21 protein-coding genes are annotated in these 20,932 nt (G+C 67.1%); 9 read left to right on the top strand and 12 right to left on the bottom strand.

Annotated elements, in window-relative coordinates; genetic code table 11:
* Positions 1-164: 164 nt before the first annotated feature.
* The gene (ppa, locus tag WS49_RS10395; RefSeq protein ID WP_011885693.1) at positions 165-692 is read left to right on the top strand and encodes an inorganic diphosphatase; all 528 of its coding nucleotides are present in this window, start codon (positions 165-167) and stop codon (positions 690-692) included.
* Positions 693-748: 56 nt separating this feature from the next.
* Here the strand turns inward: ppa and WS49_RS10390 are convergent, their stop codons facing one another.
* Both WS49_RS10390 and WS49_RS10385 read right to left on the bottom strand, forming a co-directional pair.
* Positions 749-1,609 carry a GIY-YIG nuclease family protein gene (locus WS49_RS10390; RefSeq protein WP_059527494.1) on the bottom strand — a complete coding sequence of 287 codons (861 nt, stop codon included), beginning with the start codon at positions 1,607-1,609 and terminating at the stop codon, positions 749-751.
* A 105-nt stretch (positions 1,610-1,714) separates the two neighbouring features.
* Positions 1,715-2,896, bottom strand: a complete 1,182-nt coding sequence (locus WS49_RS10385; protein ID WP_059527491.1) for a GNAT family N-acetyltransferase — start codon at positions 2,894-2,896, stop codon at positions 1,715-1,717.
* A gap of 109 nt (positions 2,897-3,005) precedes the next feature.
* On the opposite strand from WS49_RS10385, the gene WS49_RS10380 reads away from it, so the two are divergent.
* Positions 3,006-4,712: an NAD+ synthase gene (locus WS49_RS10380; RefSeq protein ID WP_059528297.1), complete on the top strand. Its 1,707-nt coding sequence runs from the start codon at positions 3,006-3,008 to the stop codon at positions 4,710-4,712.
* A gap of 83 nt (positions 4,713-4,795) precedes the next feature.
* Complete coding sequence (locus WS49_RS10375; protein ID WP_006398637.1) at positions 4,796-5,134, top strand: P-II family nitrogen regulator; 339 nt, start codon at positions 4,796-4,798, stop codon at positions 5,132-5,134.
* A 168-nt stretch (positions 5,135-5,302) separates the two neighbouring features.
* Here WS49_RS10375 and WS49_RS10370 read toward each other — a convergent pair whose 3' ends face one another.
* Together WS49_RS10370 and WS49_RS10365 are read right to left on the bottom strand one after the other, a co-directional pair.
* Entirely contained in the window at positions 5,303-6,385 is a 1,083-nt protein-coding gene (locus WS49_RS10370; protein WP_059528295.1) for a porin, read from the bottom strand.
* Positions 6,386-6,961: 576 nt separating this feature from the next.
* Entirely contained in the window at positions 6,962-7,888 is a 927-nt protein-coding gene (locus WS49_RS10365; RefSeq protein ID WP_059528293.1) for a LysR family transcriptional regulator, read from the bottom strand.
* Between the two features lie 136 nt (positions 7,889-8,024).
* Between WS49_RS10365 and WS49_RS10360 the strand changes: the two genes are divergently transcribed.
* On the top strand, positions 8,025-8,522 hold the full coding sequence (locus WS49_RS10360; protein ID WP_059527488.1) for a GNAT family N-acetyltransferase: 498 nt from the start codon (positions 8,025-8,027) through the stop codon (positions 8,520-8,522).
* Positions 8,523-8,570: 48 nt separating this feature from the next.
* On the opposite strand, the gene WS49_RS10355 is transcribed toward WS49_RS10360, so the two are convergent.
* The 4 genes from WS49_RS10355 to WS49_RS10340 form a co-directional block, all read right to left on the bottom strand.
* Entirely contained in the window at positions 8,571-9,350 is a 780-nt protein-coding gene (locus tag WS49_RS10355) for an ABC transporter ATP-binding protein (RefSeq protein WP_059527484.1), read from the bottom strand.
* 18 nt (positions 9,351-9,368) lie between these two features.
* Positions 9,369-10,082 carry an ABC transporter permease gene (locus WS49_RS10350; protein WP_059527481.1) on the bottom strand — a complete coding sequence of 238 codons (714 nt, stop codon included), beginning with the start codon at positions 10,080-10,082 and terminating at the stop codon, positions 9,369-9,371.
* On the bottom strand, positions 10,079-10,768 hold the full coding sequence (locus WS49_RS10345; RefSeq protein ID WP_059527478.1) for an ABC transporter permease: 690 nt from the start codon (positions 10,766-10,768) through the stop codon (positions 10,079-10,081). Before WS49_RS10345 ends, WS49_RS10350 begins: the two co-directional genes overlap by 4 nt.
* Positions 10,769-10,995: 227 nt before the next feature.
* Positions 10,996-11,772 (bottom strand): ABC transporter substrate-binding protein, encoded by a 777-nt coding sequence (locus WS49_RS10340; RefSeq protein WP_059451025.1) that lies wholly within the window; start codon positions 11,770-11,772, stop codon positions 10,996-10,998.
* A gap of 367 nt (positions 11,773-12,139) precedes the next feature.
* On the opposite strand from WS49_RS10340, the gene WS49_RS10335 reads away from it, so the two are divergent.
* Complete coding sequence (locus tag WS49_RS10335; RefSeq protein ID WP_059527476.1) at positions 12,140-12,838, top strand: pirin family protein; 699 nt, start codon at positions 12,140-12,142, stop codon at positions 12,836-12,838.
* Between the two features lie 69 nt (positions 12,839-12,907).
* Here WS49_RS10335 and WS49_RS10330 read toward each other — a convergent pair whose 3' ends face one another.
* The gene (locus WS49_RS10330) at positions 12,908-13,459 is read right to left on the bottom strand and encodes a Spy/CpxP family protein refolding chaperone (protein WP_059527471.1); all 552 of its coding nucleotides are present in this window, start codon (positions 13,457-13,459) and stop codon (positions 12,908-12,910) included.
* Positions 13,460-13,683: 224 nt separating this feature from the next.
* On the opposite strand from WS49_RS10330, the gene WS49_RS10325 reads away from it, so the two are divergent.
* Together WS49_RS10325 and WS49_RS10320 are read left to right on the top strand one after the other, a co-directional pair.
* A complete protein-coding gene (locus WS49_RS10325; RefSeq protein ID WP_059527468.1) occupies positions 13,684-14,409 on the top strand; it encodes a response regulator in 726 nt (241 codons plus the stop codon).
* Entirely contained in the window at positions 14,393-15,709 is a 1,317-nt protein-coding gene (locus WS49_RS10320; RefSeq protein ID WP_059527465.1) for an ATP-binding protein, read from the top strand. Before WS49_RS10325 ends, WS49_RS10320 begins: the two co-directional genes overlap by 17 nt.
* A 40-nt stretch (positions 15,710-15,749) precedes the next feature.
* On the opposite strand, the gene WS49_RS10315 is transcribed toward WS49_RS10320, so the two are convergent.
* Positions 15,750-16,016, bottom strand: coding sequence for a double-stranded DNA-specific endonuclease (locus tag WS49_RS10315; RefSeq protein ID WP_006398649.1), 267 nt, complete (start codon positions 16,014-16,016; stop codon positions 15,750-15,752).
* Between the two features lie 505 nt (positions 16,017-16,521).
* On the opposite strand from WS49_RS10315, the gene WS49_RS10310 reads away from it, so the two are divergent.
* A complete protein-coding gene (locus tag WS49_RS10310; RefSeq protein WP_059527462.1) occupies positions 16,522-18,279 on the top strand; it encodes an ABC transporter permease in 1,758 nt (585 codons plus the stop codon).
* A 22-nt stretch (positions 18,280-18,301) separates the two neighbouring features.
* Positions 18,302-19,639: an ABC transporter ATP-binding protein gene (locus tag WS49_RS10305; protein ID WP_059527459.1), complete on the top strand. Its 1,338-nt coding sequence runs from the start codon at positions 18,302-18,304 to the stop codon at positions 19,637-19,639.
* Between the two features lie 70 nt (positions 19,640-19,709).
* On the opposite strand, the gene WS49_RS10300 is transcribed toward WS49_RS10305, so the two are convergent.
* Positions 19,710-20,204, bottom strand: coding sequence for a hypothetical protein (locus tag WS49_RS10300; RefSeq protein ID WP_059527457.1), 495 nt, complete (start codon positions 20,202-20,204; stop codon positions 19,710-19,712).
* Complete coding sequence (locus WS49_RS10295) at positions 20,201-20,791, bottom strand: hypothetical protein (protein ID WP_257127716.1); 591 nt, start codon at positions 20,789-20,791, stop codon at positions 20,201-20,203. The genes WS49_RS10300 and WS49_RS10295 overlap by 4 nt, the downstream gene beginning before the upstream one ends.
* Positions 20,792-20,932: the final 141 nt, after the last annotated feature.

Here is a 20,932-nt window from a genome sequence, read left to right as displayed (position 1 = left end):
CCCGCGGTTCGATGGCCGGACATCCGGAACGATTATCGCGCCGATCGTCATCCGGACGCCACCGATCGATTGGCTATAATGGCGCATTCCCTGCGGGGACGCCCGCGGCGGTGCATCGGCTGCGGCGCCCTGTCCCGAATTCCCATCGACCAACAGAGAGCGCTATGAGCTTCAATCATGTTCCGGCCGGCAAGGACCTGCCGCACGATTTCAACGTGATCATCGAGATCCCCGCGCAAAGCGATCCGGTGAAGTACGAGGCGGACAAGGAGCTGGGTCTCCTCGTCGTCGACCGCTTCATCGGCACGGGCATGCGCTACCCGGTGAACTACGGCTACATCCCGCAGACGCTGTCGGGCGACGGCGATCCGGTCGACGTGCTGGTGATCACGCCGTTCCCGCTGCTGGCCGGCTCGATCGTGCGTTCGCGCGTGCTCGGCATGCTGCAGATGACCGACGAGTCGGGCGTCGACGCGAAGCTCGTCGCCGTGCCGCACGACAAGGTCTGCCCGATGACGGCGAACCTGAAGTCGATCGACGACGTGCCCGAGTACCTGAAGGACCAGATCAAGCACTTCTTCGAGCAATACAAGGCGCTCGAGAAGGGCAAGTGGGTGAAGGTCGAAGGCTGGGCCGGCATCGACGCCGCGCACAAGGAAATCGCCGACGGCGCCGCGAACTACAAGAAGTAAGCCGGCAGGCCGGCCTTGCGGCCGGTTCGTTCGGAACGCAAACCGCGCGTGTCTCCTCAGGAGGCCGCGCGGTTTTGTTTTGTGCGCGCGGTGGCGCGTGCGAGGGTTTTCTTGCGGGCCGGCGCCGGCTGGGCGCCAGCACTCGGCGCGGCCTTCGCACGTTTCGCGCCCGTTGCGCGGCGCGCGGGGGCAGCGGGGGGCGTGACGGCCTCGACGACTTCGGCGGTGGCCTTCCTTGTCGACGGACGGCCGCGCGCCGGGGCGGAAGCAGGGGCGGCGGGTCCGTTCGCGGCAGGCTTGCCGCCGGCTGCCGGCGCTTTCCGTTTCGGCAATGCGTTCGTCGCCGGCTTGTCCCGTTTTGCCGGCGTGCCGCGCGCGGCGGTCTTTTTCCCTTCCGTGTCGTCGGCGGTCCCGGCACGTTTCCTGGAGACAGGCGAGGTTTTTGCCGACGTTGGCGCCGTTGCGGCGCGTCGGGTCTTCGCGATTTTCACGGACGTGGTCTTTTTTCCGGCAGTTCCGCTCTTCGCGGCCTTATCGCGAGCCTCTTCAGTTTCGGCCGGCCCGTTCGCGATGTCGGCGCGCTTCGCCTTCACCTTCTTGCCGTCCTGCGGCACTGCGGCGTCGACGTTTCCGTCGATCGACATCCCGGCCGGCAACACCGATTCGAGCGTCCGGATCCCGGCCGCCAGCTCGCGTTTCTGCGCGGCCGTGAGCCGCTTCACCCAATATTCGGCGCGCGACGCGATCGACCGGTCGGGCAGCGGGAACGATGCGAGCACGGCGCGCGGCTTGCGCGAGCGCGTATAGCGCGCGCCCTTGCCGGACGCGTGCTCGTCGAAGCGCGCGGCGACGTCGGTCGTGATGCCCGTGTAGACGCTGTCGTCGGCGCACTCGATCAGATACAGAAACCAGGACATGGGAAGGCGGCGGGATGCGAAGCCGTCAGTGTCTCAGAAATGGCGGGCGTCAACGCCACCGATCGCCGTGACCGTCGCCGAAGCGGATGTGCCGGCCGGCCGATGCTACCCGGCACTCCGCCGGAACGGATCGTGTTCGCGCAGCTCGTCGACGTACGCGTGGATATGCTCGGTCTCGCGTTCGAGAAAGCGCGCGACCGCATCGGAGAACGCCGGATGCGCGAGCCAGTGCGCGGAATGCGTGACGGTCGGCAGGAAGCCGCGCGCGAGCTTGTGCTCGCCCTGTGCACCGCCTTCGAACGTGTCGAGCCCGGCCTCGATGCAGAACTCGAGCAACTGGTAATACGCCGTTTCGAAATGCAGGCACGGCACGTGTTCGAGCGCGCCCCAGTAGCGGCCGTACAGCGTGCCGCCGCTGCCGTTCGCGCCGCGCCGGTACACGGCGAGCGAGCTCGCGATCGGCTTCCCGTCGGCTTCGGCGATCACGAGCAGCAGGTTCTCCGGCATCGTCGCGCCGATCGCGCGAAAGAAGTCGAGGTTCAGGTACGGGCTCGAATAGTGCTCGCGGTAGGTCTGCCGGTAGCAGCGCGTGAAGAAGCGCCAGTCGGCGTCGGTGATCTGTTCGCCGGTAAGCCGCCGGAACGTGACACCGGCATCGCGCACCTTGCGCCGTTCCGCGCGGATGTTCTTGCGCTTCTTCTGCTCGAGCGTGCCGAGGAAGTCGTCGAAATCGCGATAGCCGTCGTTGAGCCAGTGGAACTGCACGCCTTCGCGCAGCATCATTCCCATCGACTCGAGCAGCCGCGCTTCGTCTCCGGTCGGGAACAGCACGTGCAGCGACGACACGTCGCTCTGCTCGGCGAACGTCAACAGCGTGGCCGCGAGCCGGCGGCGTGCGTCGTCGTCGGCGGCGAGCAGGCGCGTGCCCTGCACGGGTGTGAACGGTACCGCGCACAGCAGCTTCGGGTAATAGGGCAGGTCGTTGCGCTGATATGCATCGGCCCACGCCCAGTCGAACACGTATTCGCCGTACGAATGCTGTTTCGCGTAGACGGGCGCGGCGGCCGCGAGCCGGCCCGTGCGCGCGTCGGTCAGCGTGACGAAGTGCGGCGACCAGCCGGTGTCGTCGACCGCGCAGCGCGCGACGTGCAGCGCGTCGAGGAATTCGTGGCGCAGGAACGGCGTCGGCTGCGCGTCGCGCTCGAGCAGTGCGTTCCATTCGTCGGCCGGCACCTCAGCGGGGGACGACAGGATGCCCGTGCGATAATCGATGCGTTCGTGTTTCAAGCGTGAATCCGTACTGTTGGATGCCGCCGGATGCGTGCCGCCGTGGCCCGCATCCGGGACGATTTCGTCAGCCGTTCAGGGCGCGCCGCCGGGCTGCGCCGATCCCGTCATGAAGACCCGACTCGCTCTCGCCCAGATCAACGTCACCGTCGGCGATTTCGCCGGCAACGTCGCGCGGATCATCGCCGCCGCCCGCGCCGCGCACAACGACGGTGCGCACCTGATGATCGCGCCCGAACTCGCGCTGTCCGGCTACCCGCCGGAAGACCTGCTGCTGCGGCCCGCGTTCTACACGGCGGCGGCCGCCGCGCTCGACACGCTCGCCGACGCGCTGCGCGCGTTCGACGGGCTCGCGGTGCTGGTCGGCCATCCGCTGCGGAGCGCGGGCGGCGATCCGCACGCGCCAGCCGTCGATGGTAATGCAAACCGCCCGATCGAGCGCGGCGTGCCGCCGACCGACACCTACAACGCGGTGTCGCTGATCGTCGGCGGCGAGATCGTCGGGACGTACCGCAAGCAGGATCTGCCGAACGCGGACGTGTTCGACGAGAAGCGCTACTTCGCGACGGACACCGAGCCGCTCGTGTTCGAGCTGGAAGGCGTCAGATACGGCGTGATCATCTGCGAGGACGCCTGGCATGCGTCGGCCGCGCAGATCGCGAAGGCCGCCGGCGCGCAGGTGCTGCTGATCCCGAACGGCTCCCCGTACCACATGAACAAGGAAGCGCTGCGCATCGACATCCTGCGCGCGCGGATCCGCGAAACCGGGCTGCCGATGGTGTACGTGAACCTCGTCGGCGGCCAGGACGAGCTCGTGTTCGACGGCGGCTCGTTCGTGCTCGACGCGCAGGGCGCGCTCGTCGCGAAGATGCCGCAGTTCGACGAAGGGCACGCGATCGTCGAGTTCGATGGCGCGCGCCCGCTGCCCGGCGCGATCGCGCCCGAGTTGCCGGTCGACGCGCAGGTCTATCGCGCGCTCGTGACCGGCGTGCGCGACTACATCGGCAAGAACGGTTTTCCCGGCGTGCTGATCGGGCTGTCGGGCGGCGTCGATTCGGCGCTGGTGCTCGCGGTCGCCTGCGACGCGCTCGGGCCCGAGCGCGTGCGCGCGGTGATGATGCCGTCGCGCTACACGGCCGACATCTCGACCACCGACGCGGCGGAGATGGCGCGGCGCGTCGGCGTGCGCTACGACGAGATCGCGATCGCGCCGATGTTCGACGCGTTCCGTGCGGCGCTCGCGGGCGAATTCGCGGGCCGCGCGGAGGATGCGACGGAAGAGAACATCCAGGCGCGCATCCGCGGCACGCTGCTGATGGCGCTGTCGAACAAGTTCGGCTCGATCGTGCTGACGACCGGCAACAAGAGCGAGATGGCGGTCGGTTACTGCACGCTGTACGGCGACATGGCCGGCGGCTTCGCGGTGATCAAGGACATCGCGAAAACGCTGGTCTACCGGCTGTGCCGCTATCGCAACGCAACGACGGACTACGGGCTGCGCGACGTGATTCCCGAGCGGATCCTGACGCGCGCGCCGTCGGCCGAGCTGCGCGAGAACCAGACGGACCAGGACAGCCTGCCGCCGTACGAGGTGCTCGACGCGATCATGCGGATGTACATGGAGGAGGACCGGCCGCTCGCGGAGATCGTCGCGGCCGGCTATGCGGAGGCCGACGTCGCGCGCGTGACGCGGCTCATCAAGGTCAACGAATACAAGCGCCGCCAGGCGCCCATCGGCATTCGCGTCACGCATCGCGCATTCGGGCGCGACTGGCGCTATCCGATCACGTCGCGCTTTACCGAACGTCTCGACTGAGCCGCGCTGGGCCGTACGTGGCCGGCCGGCTTACAATCGGGATCGCGATTCTGCATCCAAACGAGCATTGAGGGACAACCATCATGAAACGCATCACCGCCATCATCAAGCCGTTCAAGCTGGACGAAGTCCGCGAAGCGCTCGCCGAAGTGGGCCTCACCGGCCTGACCGTGACGGAAGTGAAGGGCTTCGGCCGCCAGAAAGGGCACACGGAGCTGTATCGCGGCGCCGAATACGTGGTCGACTTCCTGCCGAAGATGAAGATCGAGGTCGTCGTCGCGGAAGCGCAGGTCGACCAGGTGATCGACGCGGTGATCGGCGCGGCGCGCACGGGCAAGATCGGCGACGGCAAGATCTTCGTGTCGGACGTCGAACGCGTGATCCGCATCCGCACCGGCGAAGAGAACGAAGCGGCGGTCTGAGCGCCGCTTCGGGCACGGTCGACCCAGTCGGTCGATCGGGCCGTGGATCATACGATCCCGGCCCGCCAATAAAAAACGGTGCGGATACCCGGAAGGGTACCGCACCGATACGCGCCTCTCGCAGCAGCGTGGAAAGTGTTGTCGAATCGTTCTCTGGACGGCGCCTGATCAGAACAGGTGCTGGATGCCGGCGTAGACGCCGGTCTGGCTGCCGCCCGGATGCGGGTTGCCGGTCGAGACGTCGGTACCCGCGCCGTTTGCGTTCAGGCCGAAGTTCGCGGTCTTGCTGTTGCGTACCGTCGCGACTTGCACGTCGAACAGCGTGCGCTTCGAGATGTTGTACGAGCCGCCGACCGTGTAGATGTTCGCGTTGCCGCCGCCGTGGTTGGCGTTCACGTGGTACACGGCCGCGATCAGCGCTGCCGCCGGCGTTGCCTGCCACGTCACGCCGCCCCAGACCTGCTGGGTGCTGGTCACGCCATTGTTCGCGGGCGGGCCGCCGCTGCCGTCTGCGTGCGATGCCTGGTAAGCTGCCTGCAGCTTGAACTGGCCGAGGAACACGTTCAAGCCGGCAAAGTATTCACGCGAATAGTTGAACACGTCCGAGAAGCGGCCGTTGCTGTCGCGCGTTTCGTCATAGATGCCGCGCAATTGGAACAGCGCGTTCGTGTACGTGATCTGAGCGCCGGCTGCACGACCGGGTTGTTTCGGGTCGGTGTTGCCGTTGAAGCTGGTCGAGTTCGAGAACGCGAACTGGCCGTAGAAGTCGAGGCCGTAGAGCGACGGCGACTGGTACGACACGTTGTTGCTGGTCTTGTTCCAGTTGCGGCCGCGCACCAGCGATGCCGACGACCAGCTCGACTGGCCCAGCGGATCGAAGTCCCACACGCCGTTGGCGATCGCGAGTTCGCGACCGAGCAGCAGCGTACCGTAGCGGTCGTTCGAGATACCGACGGTCGCGAAACGATCCCAGATCGAGCCTTGGGTGACGGTGCCGTTCATTGTGTTGAACGCGCCTTCGAGGTGGAACAGGACCTTGTTGCCGCCACCGATGTCCTCGCTGCCCTTCAAGCCCCACAGGCTCGTGCCCCAGTCGCCGCTTTCTGCGCGAACGCGATGGCCATCCTGCAGCCCGTTCATGTACTCGAGGCCGGCATCCAGGCGACCATACAGCGTGACGCTGCTCTGCGCGTGCGCCGTAACCACCCCAGCAGCCATCAGCGCGGCCGCGACCAAAGCTTTCTTCATCATCTCCTCCATACCCTGTCAAAAAGTCAACCCAGACTGCACGAGATGCCCGGAGCAGCGAGCGCCGGGCAAAAGCGAAAAGCGGGATAACCAGGGAGACCTCGTGCAGAGCCGGTAAGCGCGGCACGCGGGCAAGCGGACGGAAAACCGTTGAGCGGTCCCGCGCGGCCGGGTCGGCTTGCGGGGTCTCCTTGTTGTGTCGTGAAGCTAAACTACATTTCACGAACTTCGTTTTGCTACTTTGGTTACTAATTTAGCAAAAATACAATTTTGTGGCGATGGAAATCGTTGTTTGACTAACCGCTGTCGCCAATTTGCCATGCAACACCGTGCGCGATGGGTGCCCAAAGGGGCGTCGATTCCCGGAAAACCCTTGTCACACAAGGGAGACATGGATTCGATAAGCATGGGTCAAGGATTGCCACTATTGACGCCATCGGGGCACGAGCGTAAGCGCCGCAGAGACGAAACTGGTAAGTATTTCGTAATGATTTGGCGGCGGTCAGCCGTTGCCGGGCGAGGCCCGAAACGCTTGTCCGGCAACGGCTGACCGCCGCCCGCCGTGGACGCGCGCCAGGCTCAAGCGGATGCCGCCCGGGCGTCGAGCAACTGCGCGCGAAGCCATCGGTGCGCGTCGGTGCGCGCGTGCTTCGCGTGCGAGTAGATTTTCACGGTGTAGCGCGGGATCTCGAACGGTGCGGGGAAGATGCGGATCGGCGCCGCGTGGCGCAGCGCCTGCGCGGCGCGGTTCGGCACCGTCATCAGGAGTGCCGATTCCGCGATCACGAACGGCGCGGCCAGCACGCTGGGCAACTGCACGGCGACCTGCCGCGCGAGGCCGAGCCGGTCGAGCACGTAGTCGACGACGCCGCGCGACTCGTTCCAAGGCGTGACGACCACGTGGCGTGCCGCGAGGTACTGGTCGAGCGTCAGCCGCCGGCGGATGTCCGGATGCGTGGCGCTCGCGATCACCACGTAGTCGTCCGAGAACCAGTCGAAATCCTCGATGCCCGGCGCGTCGCCGGCCGATTCCTCGTGATAGCCGAGCGCGAAGTCGATGCGTCCGGCCGCGAGTTCGTCGATCGAAATCTTGCGGTCGGAGTGGACGACGCGGATCCGCAGCCGCGGGGCGACCTGCTCGATGCGCGCCAGCAACGCCGGCAGCACGGCGAATGCCGTGTAGTCGCTCGCGGCGAACACGAACGTGCGGTCGCTTTGCGCGGGATCGAACCGGCGCGCGCGGGCGAGCCCCTTCGACATCGTGTCGAGCGCATCGCCGGCCCAGGTGGCGATGTCGTCGGCGCGCACGGTCGGCTGCATCTCGTTGCCGAGCCGCACGAACAGCGCATCGCCGATCGCGTCGCGCAGCCGGGCGAGCGCGTGGCTCAGCGCGGACGGGCTCATCGCCAGTTCGTGCGCGGCCGCGGCGACCGACCTGTGGCGGTACAACGCGTCGAACGCGAGCAGCAGGTTCAGGTCGAGACGGCGCAGGTCGGGATGCATCATGTTCATGTCCAGATGAAGAAACTGCACTTCCTGCAGTTGAACCGCGAACGTAGCATGTCGATCTGTCCGACGCCAGGCACGCTTGCGCGGGCGCCGCATTCCGTTTTCAGTCCGGGCCGAAGGAGGGCTCCTCACCGTGCAAATCGACATTCGTTCCGCCACCGTCGCCGACGTGCCGCAAATCCTGCGCTTCATCACCGAGCTGGCCATCTACGAGAAGGCGGAGCATGAAGTGGTCGCGACACCTGCGTCGCTCGAGCGCAGCCTGTTCGGCGAAGGAACGCCCGCGCGCGCACTGATCTGCGAGGTCGACGGCGAGCCGGCCGGCTTCGCCGTGTATTTCTCGTCGTATTCGACGTGGCTCGGCCGCCAGGGCTTGTATCTCGAGGATCTGTACGTATCGCCGCGCTTTCGCGGCGCGGGTGCCGGGCTGCGGCTGTTGAAGGCGCTCGCGCGCATCGCCGTGGACACCGGCTGCGGGCGCTTCGAATGGAGCGTGCTCGACTGGAACGAGCCGGCGATCCGCTTCTACGAAAGCGTCGGCGCGGCGCCGCAAAGCGAATGGGTGCGCTACAGGCTCGCGGGCGATGCGCTGCGCGCGTTCGCCGACGGCGCACCGGTGGACGCCGTGTAAACGCAAAACGGGCGCCGCATGGCGCCCGTTCGCGTGTCGTCGCGCGCGTTACTTGAGGCTGCCCGACAGGAACCCGCGCAGGCGTTCGCTCTTCGGGTTGGCGAACACCTCGGACGGCACGCCTTCCTCCTCGACGCGCCCCTGGTGCAGGAACATCACGTGATTCGACACGTTGCGCGCGAAGCCCATCTCGTGCGTGACGACGATCATCGTGCGGCCTTCCTCGGCCAGCTTCTGCATCACCTTCAGCACTTCACCGACCAGTTCCGGGTCGAGCGCCGACGTGGGCTCGTCGAACAGCATGACGTCCGGATGCATCGCCAGCGCGCGCGCGATCGCGACACGCTGCTGCTGCCCGCCCGACAGATGCGACGGATACTGCTTCTCGACGCGCGGCGCGAGGCCGACCTTTTCGAGATACTCGCGCGCACGGTCTTCGGCTTCCTTCTTCGGGATGCCGAGCACGTTGACGGGCGCTTCCATCACGTTCTCGATCACGTTCATGTGCGACCAGAGATTGAAATGCTGGAACACCATCGACAGCTTGGTGCGCACGCGTTGCAGCTGCTTCGAATCGGCCGCGCGCAGCGCGCCCGTCTTGTCCGGCGTGGTGCGCACTTCCTCGCCGTCGACGATGATGCGGCCCGCGTTCGGCTGCTCGAGGAAGTTGATACAGCGCAGCATCGTGCTCTTGCCGGAACCGGACGAGCCGATCACGCTGATCACGTCGCCCGAGTTCGCCTTCAGCGACACGCCCTTGAGCACCTCGTTGTCGCCGTACCGCTTGTGCAGATCGTCGACGAAAAGCTTTTGAGTCTGGGAATTCATCAATAGTCCTGCGAAAACTTACTTGCCTTGCGGGCGCAGATACGCGAGCCAGCGACGCTCGGCCTGGCGGAACAGCCACACGAGCGTGAACGAGATCGCGAGATAGAGCAGGGCGGCGATCCCGAATGCGTGGAACGACATGTAGGTCGCCGAGTTCACGTCGCGCGCGATCTTCAGGATGTCCGGCACGGTCGCGGTGAACGCGACGGTGGTCGCGTGCAGCATCAGGATCACTTCGTTGCTGTAGAGCGGCAGCGCGCGGCGCAGCGCCGACGGCAGGATCACGCGGCGATACATCGTGAAGGTGGACATCCCGTATGCGCGCGCGGCCTCGATCTCGCCGTACGACGTCGCCTTGATCGCGCCCGCGAAGATCTCGGTGGTGTACGCGCAGGTGTTCAGCGTGAACGCGAGCAGCGTGCAGTGCATCCCGTCGCGGAAGAACGCGTCGAGCAGTGGCGTGCCGCGCACGACCTGCAGGCTGTAGAGGCCGGTGTAGCAGAGCAGCAATTGCACGTAGAGCGGCGTGCCGCGGAACACGTACGTGTAGAGCCACACCGCGCCCGACAGCCACTTCCTTTTCGACACGCGGGCCACGGCGAGCGGCACCGACAGGCAGAAGCCGAGGCCGATCGACACGACCAGCAGCCACAGCGTGATCGCGACGCCGGTGATCCGGAAGCCGTCGGTGTAGAGGTAGTTGCGCCAGTATTCTTGGATGAGTTCGATCATAGGTCAGCCTTGCGGACACCGGTCGAGTAGCGCTTTTCGAGCCAAATCAGCACGAAGTTCGAGATCGTCGTGATGGCGAGGTAGACCGCACCGGCGATCAGCGTGAAGAAGAAGAACCGCAGCGTGCCCTTGCCGGCGTCCTGCGACGCCTTCACGACGTCCGCGAGGCCGATGATCGACACCAGTGCGGTCGACTTCACGAGCACCTGCCAGTTGTTGCCGATGCCCGGCAGCGCAAAGCGCATCATTTGCGGGAACATGATCCGCGTGAACACCTGCCAGTTGGTCATCCCGTACGCGCTGCCGGCCTCGAGCTGGCCGCGCGGCACCGACAGGAATGCGCCGCGGAAGGTCTCGGTGAAGTACGCGCCGTAGATGAAGCCGAGCACGAGCACGCCGGCGAGGAACGGATCGATGTCGATCTGGTCCCAGCCGAGTGCGTCGGTCGCCATGTTCAGCCAGATCTGCAGGCTGTAGAACAGCAGCAGCATCAGCACGAGGTCGGGCACGCCGCGGATCAACGTGGTGTAGACGGTGCCGACGCCGTTCGTGAAGCGGTTGCGCGACAGCTTCGCGCCCGCGCCGAGCAGGCCAAGCAGGAACGACAGCGCGAGCGAAAGCACCGCCAGTTTGACGGTTTGCCAGGTGCCTGCGAGGATCAGCGGGCCGTAGCCTTGTAGAAACATATGTGGTCCCTGGTGTGGTCCCGGACGGCGCACGCGGTGCGCCGCGAAAGACGCGCCCGCCAAGCTGCGCGGAACGCCCCGTGCGTATCATGACCGTCCGCCCCGGCAACGGTGCCGGGCCAGCCCGTCGCGGGGAGCGGCGGGCGAGGGGCGGGCGGCGCGTGGTGGACTGCCTGTACTGCCGGACGCGGGGCGCCCCCGCATCCGCTTCCCGTCATTGTCTGCGCTCAGCGAGCCGAGTAGACGCTGAACGAGAAATACTTGTGCGACAGCCGGTCGTACGTGCCGTCCTTGTGCATGTCGGCCAGCGCCTTGTTGATCTTGAGCTTCAGGTCCGTGTCTTCCTTGCGCAGGCCGATCGCGGTGCCGTCGCCGATCGTCTTCGGATCCTTCACTTCCGGACCGGCGAACGCGAAGCCCTTGCCGCGCGGCGTGCGCAGGAAGCCGTAGTCGGCCTGCAGTTCATCCTGCAGCGTCGCGTCGAGGCGGCCCGAGCCGAGATCGGCATAGACCTGGTCCTGGTTCTGGTAAGGAATGATCGTGACGCCTTGCGGTTCCCAGTACGCCTTCGCGTAGGATTCCTGCGTCGAACCCTGCTCGACGCCGACGCGCTTGCCCTTGAGCGACGCGACCGTCGGCAGCAGCGGCGAGCCGGCCTTCGCGATCATGCGCGCGGGCGCGTCGTACACCTTGTCGGAGAAGTCGATCTGCTCGCGACGCTTGTCCGTGACGGTCAGCGACGACACGATGACGTCGTACTTCTTCGCCTTCAGCGCGGGAATGATCCCGTCGAGATCCTGCGCGACCCACACGCACTTCACGTTGATGCGCTTGCAGATTTCCTTGGTGAGATCGACGTCGAAACCGACGATCTCGCCGCTCGGCGCGGTCGACTCGAACGGCGGGTAGCTGGCATCGACACCGATCCGCACGGTCTTCCATTCTTTCGCGAAGGCGCTGCCCGCCACGAGGGCGAGGGCGGCGCACAGGGCGGCCTTCTTCATTTCCATCCTTTTGTCGCTCACTTCCGGGGGGCGCTCGCGGCCGGTCGGGCCGGGCGCCGCGGCGTATTCTAGACGGCCAAAATTCGTGTTTCGGCGCGCGGGCAACGGCGCTCACCGGACGGGCGAACGCCAAAAGGGCGGTATTTTACCCGAACGCGATACCCGGAAAACGGCAATCCGGCGCGACCGATGGATTCTTCGATCCGGGCGTTGCGGCAATCGTGGTATTCGCAACGAGCATTGCGCCGATTGGATTCGTGGGTGCAACGATGCAGTGCGCGGGCTGCGGATTGTGGCGCGCTTGGCGCGCCCCTACAGTGCAGGTAAACCCGAAGAAAGAATGTCTGCCTGCCGGAGTGCCCGCCCCATGTTCCAGATCCGCCGCGCCGCCGACCGCTGCCACACGCGCCAAGGCTGGCTCGAGTCGAGTCACAGCTTTCCGCCTGTCGGCGACGCCGAGGCCGCCCATCCGCCGTTCGGCGCGCTGCGCGTGCTGAGCGAGGACCGGATCGCACCGACGCGCGGCTTCGGGATGCAGCCGCGCCGCGACCTCGAAATCGTCACTTACGTGCTGGACGGCGCGCTCGCGCACCGCGACAGCCTTGGCAACGGCGCCATCGTGCGGGCCGGCGGCATCCAGCGGATGAGTGCCGGCACGGGGCTCATGCACAGCGAAACCAATGCGTCGCGCGACCGGGTGCTGCATCTGCTGCAGATCTGGCTGCAGCCGGCCGAGCGCGGCGGGCGGCCCGGTTACGCGGAGCGGCATTTCGCCGACGACGAGAAGCGCGGCCGCCTGCGGCTCGTCGCGTCGCCGGACGGCGGCGACGGCGCGCTGTCGATCGGTGCGGATGCGCGGATTTTCGCGGGGCTGATCGACGGCGACGAGGAGGCGGTATTCGGTGTGCCGGCCGGACGTGGCACTTATGTGCATGTGGCGCGTGGCGACGTGGAGGTCAACGGCCACGCGCTGGCCGCGGGCGACGGCGCGCGGATCGCCGGGGTGGACGCGGTCGCGTTCGCACGCGGACGGGCAGCCGAGGTGCTGCTGTTCGACGTCGCTTGAAACGAAACAGGGGACGCGGGCCGAGTACCCGCGTCCCCTGCGAAGCCGCCCGGGGAGGCGGCCCCCGGCTTACTGCGCCGGCGCCGACGCGGCCTTGGCCGCGCGGTGCTCCTGCCAGCGTTCCTTCATCTTCTCGTGACGCTGTTCCATCCGCGCGAACTGCTGCTTCAGCGCGGTGCTGACCGTCGTCTTCTGCTGGTCGTTCAGTCCGTTGTAGAACGCGAGCCAGGCGGCCGAGCTTTGCTCGCGCAGCTGCGCATTCTGCTGCTCGGCCTGCTGGCGGGCGGCGTGCATCGCGTTCAGGTCAAGGATTGGCTGATTCTGCTGCGCCTTGAACTGCTCGCGCATCTGCTCGTGGCTCTTGCGCATCGCCTCATGGTTCTGCTTCATCGTGTTGACGGCCGTCTGCCATTGCTGCTCCTGCGATGCGTTGAGCTTCAACTGATCGTGCAGCTTCATGATCACGCCGAACGGGCCGCCGTCATGGCCGCCGTGCATCTGGTGCATGCCGGGGCCGCCCGGCGGCGGCATGTCGTTGGGCGGCGCGGCATGCGCGGTGCCGAATGCGAGAGCGAGCACGGTGGCGGCCGCGATGGCCACGCGGGAAGTCTTCTTATACATTTCAGAAACTCCTGTATCCAAAGGGTCCGGCGATGCGGTGCGCGGGTGACGCGTGTGCCGCATCCGGTAAGACGCAGGTTAGCGGCGCGTGTCCCGGCGGGTGTTACGCGGGGTGGCTGCCGGGTTACGGTGCATTACAGTTCCCTTGCGCCGTAACCCGCAGTAACCCTTTCGTTCCTTTGTTTCGTTCTTCGACTCCGCACTCGCGCGGTAAACTTCGAGCCATGACTACCCAGATCCTCATCGTCGACGACGACCAAGAACTCCGTGACCTGCTGCGCGACTATCTCGTGCGCCAGGGGATGGAAGTGTCCGTGCTGCACGACGCGGCGACGCTCGAGAAGCGTCTCGAGCGCGAGCGGCCCGACCTGATCGTGCTGGACCTGATGATGCCGGGCGTGGACGGCCTGACCGCGCTGCGCCAGCTGCGCGCGGCCGGCGACGACATCCCCGTGATCATGCTGACGGCGCGCGCGGACGACGTCGACCGCATCGTCGGGCTCGAGCTCGGCGCGGACGACTACCTCGGCAAGCCGTTCAACCCGCGCGAGCTGCTCGCGCGCGTGCAGGCGGTGCTGCGCCGCCGCCGGGCGACGCCGTCGGCGGCGGCGCCCGAGCAGCGCGAGCCGTTCGCGTTCGGCCGTTTCGTGCTCGACTTCCAGGCGCGCACGCTGGCGGTCGACGGCAAGCCGGCAACGCTGTCGAGCAGCGAATTCGCGCTGCTGAAGATCTTCGTGAACCACGCGCTGCGCACGCTCACGCGCGAGCGGTTGCTCGAGCTGCTGCACGGGCCCGAGTACGACGGCACCGACCGCGGCATCGACGTCCAGGTGTGGCGCCTGCGCCGCATCCTGGAAACGGATCCGTCGACGCCGCGCTTCATCCAGACGGTCCGCGGGCGCGGCTACGTGTTCGTGCCCGACGGCGAGGCCCATGCGCAAACCCATTGATTCACTGTTCGGACGGCTGGCGCTGCTGGTCGTCGGCGTGCTGCTCCTGTCGCACTTCGCGTGGTTCTTCGCGATGCGCCTCGAGCGCAGCCAGATGCAGACGCGTTACGCGGTCGAGGAGGCCGCCTTCCTCGTCGACGCCGTGCGCCAGCACGTCGAGCGCACGCCCGACCAGCCGCTGCCGTCGCGGGTGCGGCTGGTGTCGCCGGACAGTCCCGACGTGCCGACGAGCGCAGGCTCGAATCTGCCGGCGCCGCTCAAGCGTTTTCGCGACGACGTGAGCGAGCGCATGCCGGCCGGCACCCTGGTCGAGATCGGCGCGCCGGGCCACCCGCCGGTGTTGTGGGTCAAGGAGCCGACCGACCGCAACTGGATCGTCGTGCCGGTGCAGCCGCTGCGCCCGCCGCGCTCGCTGGACCGGATGCTGCTGTGGCTCGGCACGATCTTCTCGGCAGGCGTGATCGCCGCGCTGTTCGCGGCCTGGCAGCTGCAGCAGCCGCTGCGTTCGCTGGCGCGCGCGGTCGCGCGCTTCGGCCGCGGCCAGCCGGTGCCGCCGCTGCGCGAGCGCGGCCCGCGCGAGCTGCGCCAGCTCACGCACGGCTTCAATCAGATGGTGGAACAGGTGTCGCAGGCCGAGAGCGATCGCGCGGTGATGCTGGCTGGCGTCGCGCACGACCTGCGCACGCCGCTCGCGCGGATGCGCCTGCGCGCGGAAATGATGGACGACGCGCGGCTGCGCGACGGCGTGGTGCGCGATGTCGACTCGATGTCGCACATCGTCGACCAGTTCCTCGTGTTCGCGCACGGCGGGGCGGACCGCAGCGAGCCCGTGCCGGTCGACCAGACCTGCGAGCGGATCGCGCGCAGCTATCGCGCGGTCGCACCGAACGCGCCGGCGGTCCAGACGCATCTGGCCGCCGACGAAGGTTTCCGCCTGCCGACCGCGACGCTCGACCGGATCCTGTCGAACCTGCTGGACAATGCGCATGCGTACGGCGCGCCACCCGTGCTCATCGAGACGTTGCGTACGCCGACGGGTTACGTGTTGTCGGTCAGCGACAGCGGCGGCGGGATCGCGCCGCGCGACCTGGCGGCCGCGACACGGCCGTTCGTGCGGCTCGACCCCGCGCGCGGCGGCAATGGCCACAGCGGGCTCGGGCTCGCGATCGTCGAGCGGCTGGTGCTGAGGCTGGGCGGGGCGTGCGAGATCGGCAATCGTCCCGAGGGCGGCCTGCGCGTGGCGATGACGTTCCCGTTCGACGTGGTGCCGAAGGACGAACTGCACGCCCAGGCCGCGTAAGCGGCGGATGCGGCGCCTGCCGGGCAGGCGCCGCGCGGCATCATTCGCCGAACAGCGTGCCGAGCGTCTCGGCGGCGTTGCTGTCGATGGTGTTGTAGGTCACGCTCGTGGCCTCGAAGATATAGACGGTCGTATAGCGGCCAAGGCGCTCCAGAATCTCGTCCTGCAGCGATTCCGGCACGACGTTCATGTTCAGGTACCATGCCGTCGACGACAGCCGCGTCTGGAACGACCCATATTCCTGCATCAGCTCGTAGAACGCATCGGCATCCTGATCGCGGCAGACGATCACCAAGTTTCCTGCCATTCCCTTCCTCCCGCTGGTCGGTCGATCCCTGGCGGCTGTGGTCGACACCGACGCCAGGGGCTAGCCCCGATCATACCTGCTTCGCCGCAATCGTCCGATGACGTCCGGCATGGTTTGCGTCCGCATGCGGCTGGCGGGTTCCCGGCCGGCCCGGATCACGGCATAATTCGGGGCCTGCATGCCGGCCGGAGGACTGCGGCCGGGCTGCTCCGCATCGCACGCCTGCTGTTCGCCCGCGTGCCGGGCACGATCCGTGCGCCGTCCGCGCGTCGCATGGCGCCGCGCCGGCCCCGGACGGTTGAACCTGAAATACAGGTTGGTGTAGTGTCGTGCCGTCGCGGCCCGACTCGCCGCGCCGGGGGCGCAGCGTGCACGCACGGCGCCTCGCGCCGGCGTCAGATCGTGAATCAATCGAATTACCGCGTCGAATTACCGCGCCCGTGCGCTTTGCCATGAATCAACATCGTCTGCCGGCTTCGTTCGGCCTTACCGGGGAGGGCGCCTGATGGACGTCGGATTCTTCAATCCGAACCGGACCGCCAACGCGTCCGCGTGGCGCGTTCTGCCGAACCGGTGGGACTTCATCGCGTTCCCGCTGATCATCTGCCTGATCGCGATGGCGGTCGTCGGCTTTCATGAAACGATGGCGCCGATCGGGACCCTTCAAACCCAGAAGATCTCGCTCGATCCGTCGAACCTGCCCGAATACGCGCTGCGCACCACGCTGCGGATGCTCGCCGCGATGGTCGCGTCGCTCGCGTTCACGCTGATCTACGGCACGCTCGCCGCGAAAAGCCGCCGCGCCGGCATGGTGCTGATCCCGATCCTCGACATCCTGCAGTCGGTGCCGGTGCTCGGCTTCATCTCGTTTACGGTCACGTTCTTCCTCGCGCTGTTCCCGAGCCGCGTGCTCGGCGCCGAACTGGCCGCGATCTTCGCGATCTTCACGAGCCAGGCCTGGAACATGACGTTCAGCTTCTACCAGTCGCTGCGCACGGTGCCGCGCGATCTGGACGAAGTGTCGCGCGGCTTCCACCTGACGTCGTGGCAGCGCTTCTGGAAGCTCGAGGTGCCGTTCTCGATGCCGGGGCTGATCTGGAACATGATGATGTCGATGTCGGGCGGCTGGTTCTTCGTCGTCGCATCGGAGGCCATCACCGTCGGCAACCAGACCATCACGCTGCCCGGGATCGGCGCGTATCTCGCGCAGGCGATCTCGGACAAGAACCTCGGCGCGATCGGCTGGGTGATCCTGACGATGACGGTGGTGATCCTGGCCTACGACCAGTTCCTGTTCCGCCCGCTGATCGCGTGGGCCGACAAGTTCCGGATGGAGAACACCGCGTCGGGCGACGCGCCGCAATCCTGGCTGCTCGACCTCGTGCGCCGTACGCGCCTGATCCATCAACTGCTCGTGCCGGCCGGCTGGTTCTTCGCGAAGGCCGCGCGGATTCCGCTGCGTCTGCCGGTGTCGGGCGCGATGCGCTTCACGCTGCCCAAGGTCGAGAAGAAGGCGTCGCGCACCGTCGACATCGCGTGGGCGGTGCTCGTGCTGCTCGGCACGGCCTATATCGTGTGGCGTGTCGTCAGCTTCGTGTCGACCGGCGTGACGATGGCCGAAGTCGGCCACGTGATCGTGCTCGGGCTCATCACGCTGCTGCGCGTGGTCGTGCTGATCTCGATCGCGTCCGTGATCTGGGTGCCTGTCGGCGTGTGGGTCGGGCTGCGCCCGAAACTCGCCGAGAAGCTGCAGCCGCTCGCGCAGTTCCTCGCCGCGTTCCCGGCAAACCTGTTGTTCCCGGTGTTCGTGATCGTGATCGCGCGCTTCCACCTGAACGCCGACATCTGGCTGTCGCCGCTGATCGTGCTCGGCACGCAGTGGTATATCCTGTTCAACGTGATCGCGGGCGCGACGTCCTATCCGAACGACTATCGCGAAGCCGCGACGAACTTCCGGATCCGCGGCTGGCAGTGGTGGCGCCAGGCGATCCTGCCCGGCATCTTCCCGTACTACGTGACCGGCGCGATCACCGCATCGGGCGGCGCGTGGAACGCGAGCATCGTGTCGGAAGCGGTGCAGTGGGGCACGACCCGGATCGAGGCGCACGGCCTCGGCGCCTATATCGCGCAGACCACCGCCGCCGGCGACTTTCCGAAGATCATCCTGGGCATCGCCGTGATGTCCCTGTTCGTTACCCTGTTCAACCGCCTGCTGTGGCGCCCGCTGTATGCCTTCGCCGAAGCGAAGCTGCGGCTCGACTGAGACCGATTGAGAGCGAAACGCGATGCACAATCCGAATGCTGTAAACGCCCCCGTCCAGACGTCCCAGCCGCCGCGCCTCGGTGAGGAAATCCTGCGCGTCGATCACGTCTGCCGCGGCTTCAACAAGACGCAGGGCGAACTGCTCGTGCTCGACGACGCGAACCTGTCGCTGCGCGAAGGCGAGATCGTCGGGCTGCTCGGCCGTTCGGGCTCGGGCAAATCCACGCTGCTGCGGATCATCGCGGGGCTGATCGAGCCGACCGGCGGTGAAGTGACCTACCTCGGCAAGCCGCTGACCGGCCCGGCCGAAGGCGTCGCGATGGTGTTCCAGACCTTCGCGCTGTTCCCGTGGCTGACCGTGCTGCAGAACGTGGAAGCCGGGCTGGAAGCGCTCGGCGTCGGCGCGCGCGAGCGGCGCGAACGCGCGCTCGCCGCGATCGACCTGATCGGTCTAGACGGCTTCGAGAACGCATACCCGCGCGAGCTGTCGGGCGGCATGCGTCAGCGTGTGGGCTTCGCGCGCGCGCTCGTCGTCGACCCGACGATTCTGCTGATGGACGAGCCGTTCTCGGCGCTCGACGTGCTGACGGCCGAAACGCTGCGTACCGACCTGCTCGACCTGTGGACGCAAGGCCGCATGCCGATCAAGTCGGTGCTGATCGTCACGCACAACATCGAGGAAGCGGTGTTCATGTGCGACCGGATTCTCGTGCTGTCGTCGAACCCGGGCCGCGTGATCGCCGAGATCAAGGTGCCGTTCAAGCATCCGCGCAACCGTCTCGACCCGGCCTTCCGCAAGCTCGTCGACGACATCTACGCGAAGATGACCGCACGCCAGACCGGCGAGGCGACGAAGAAGGGGCTCGAGCTCGGCAGCTGGCTGCCGCGCGTGTCGACCAACCTGATGGCCGGCCTGATCGAGACGCTCGCGATGGCGCCGTACCACGGCCGCGCCGACATGCCGGAAATCGCACGCACGCTGCATCTGGAGGTCGACGACCTGTTCCCGATCGCCGAAGTGCTGCAATACCTCGGCTTCGCCGACGTGCGCGAAGGTGACGTGTTCCTGACGCCGCCGGGGCGCGTGTTCGCGGAATTCGGCACGCAGGAGCGCAAGCTGATGTTCGCGGATCATCTGCTGAAGCACGTGCCGCTCGCCGCGCGGATCAAGAAGGTGTTGAACGAGCGCCCGGGCCATCGCGCGCCGCGCGTGCGCTTCGAGCAGGAGCTGGAGGATTTTCTGTCGGACGGTGCGGCCGAGGAAACGCTCGACGCGGTGATCGACTGGGGCCGTTACGGCGAGATCTTCTCGTACAACGACCAGACCGAAATCTTCAGTCTCGAGGACGTCGAGTCCTGAGCCATCGCGCCGGGCCGCAGGGCCCGGCATTCGCATGCGCCGCGCGTGTCGTGCGCCGCGCATCGCCTCGTTACTGCAGGTTGCCCCAGCGGTCGACGGCCGGTTCGGCCGACGCCCACTTCCAGTGCGTGCCTTGCTGGCACGCATTCGCGAAATACCAGTCGGCCTTGTCGCCGTCCTTCACCGAGAACGCGAATTCCTTGCACAGCGCGAGCGCCGTCGAGTACGCACGCGTGACGCGCACCTCGCCTTCGCCGTTTTCGAGCGGCAGCGTGTTCTTCACCTTCCACGGCTTCACTTCGCCGACGGCCAGGCTGCCCGCCGCTTTCGCGATCGCGTCCTGCTGATTCTGATGGAGCTGTTTCATCGTGCGGTTGACGGCTTCGTCGGTCGCCGCTTGCACGGCGATCCCGACACCGACGCCCACGGCCGGGTTCGCGGTGACGAGGCCCGTCGCCGCGCCGGCGAGCGCGCCGCTCGCCGCGCCGACCGAGCCGCAGCCCGACAGCGCGGCGCTGGCCGCGCACAGCGCGCCGATCGCCGCGATACGGATCGCGACGCTCATTGCAGCGCGCCCCAGCGTTCGGTCGCGGGTTCCGCCGACGCCCATTTCCACGCGGGGCCGTCGCGGCAGATCGTGGCGACGTAGAACGCCGATTCGGCGGCCTTGTCGGCCTTCGCGGGCGTGTCGACCGCGAACACGATTTCCTTGCAGTCGAGCGGGCCGATGCTGATCATCCGGCTGACCGTCACGCGGCCCTGTTCGTCGTCCTCGATCGGGAACGAGTGGCGGGTCGTCCACGGCGCGACGCCGCCGACGTCGAGCGGGCCGGCCGCTTTCGCGATCTGCTCCTGCGTGTAGCGGTGCGCAACCCGCTGCGTGTACTGGACGCCCGCACGCGCGCCGGCGACGGCGCCGAGGCCGATACCCGTCGCGACGGCGGCGTTGCTGGTGACCTTGGAGGCAATCGCGGCGCCCGCGATACCGGCGCCGGCAGTCGCGCCTTCGCTGTACAGCGAGTTGCAGCCGGACAGCAGTGTGGCCGTGGCGATCGCGGCCAGCACGATGCGCGCCGGCATGGCCCGACGCGGCGGTTCGAAACGAATGTTCATCCCTGAGTGCAAGTCCTGTCTGGGTGAGCGGCGGCGCATGCGCGCCCCATGCCGCGTCATTGTTTCGCAATTGTCATAGGAAAATTGCAAAGCTTTGACAAATCGGCGGGCGACGGCTCGCGCGCGTACGCGCGGCGCTATTGTCGGACAGTTGGCTGAGCGGGGGTCGAAACGTTACAA

The sequence above is a fragment of the Burkholderia sp. RF7-non_BP4 genome (genome assembly GCF_001521935.1).
Taxonomy (GTDB): Bacteria; Pseudomonadota; Gammaproteobacteria; order Burkholderiales; family Burkholderiaceae; genus Burkholderia; species Burkholderia diffusa.
The sequence above is the reverse complement of the archived record's forward strand: the minus strand, read 5'-3'. Positions and strand labels throughout refer to the sequence as shown.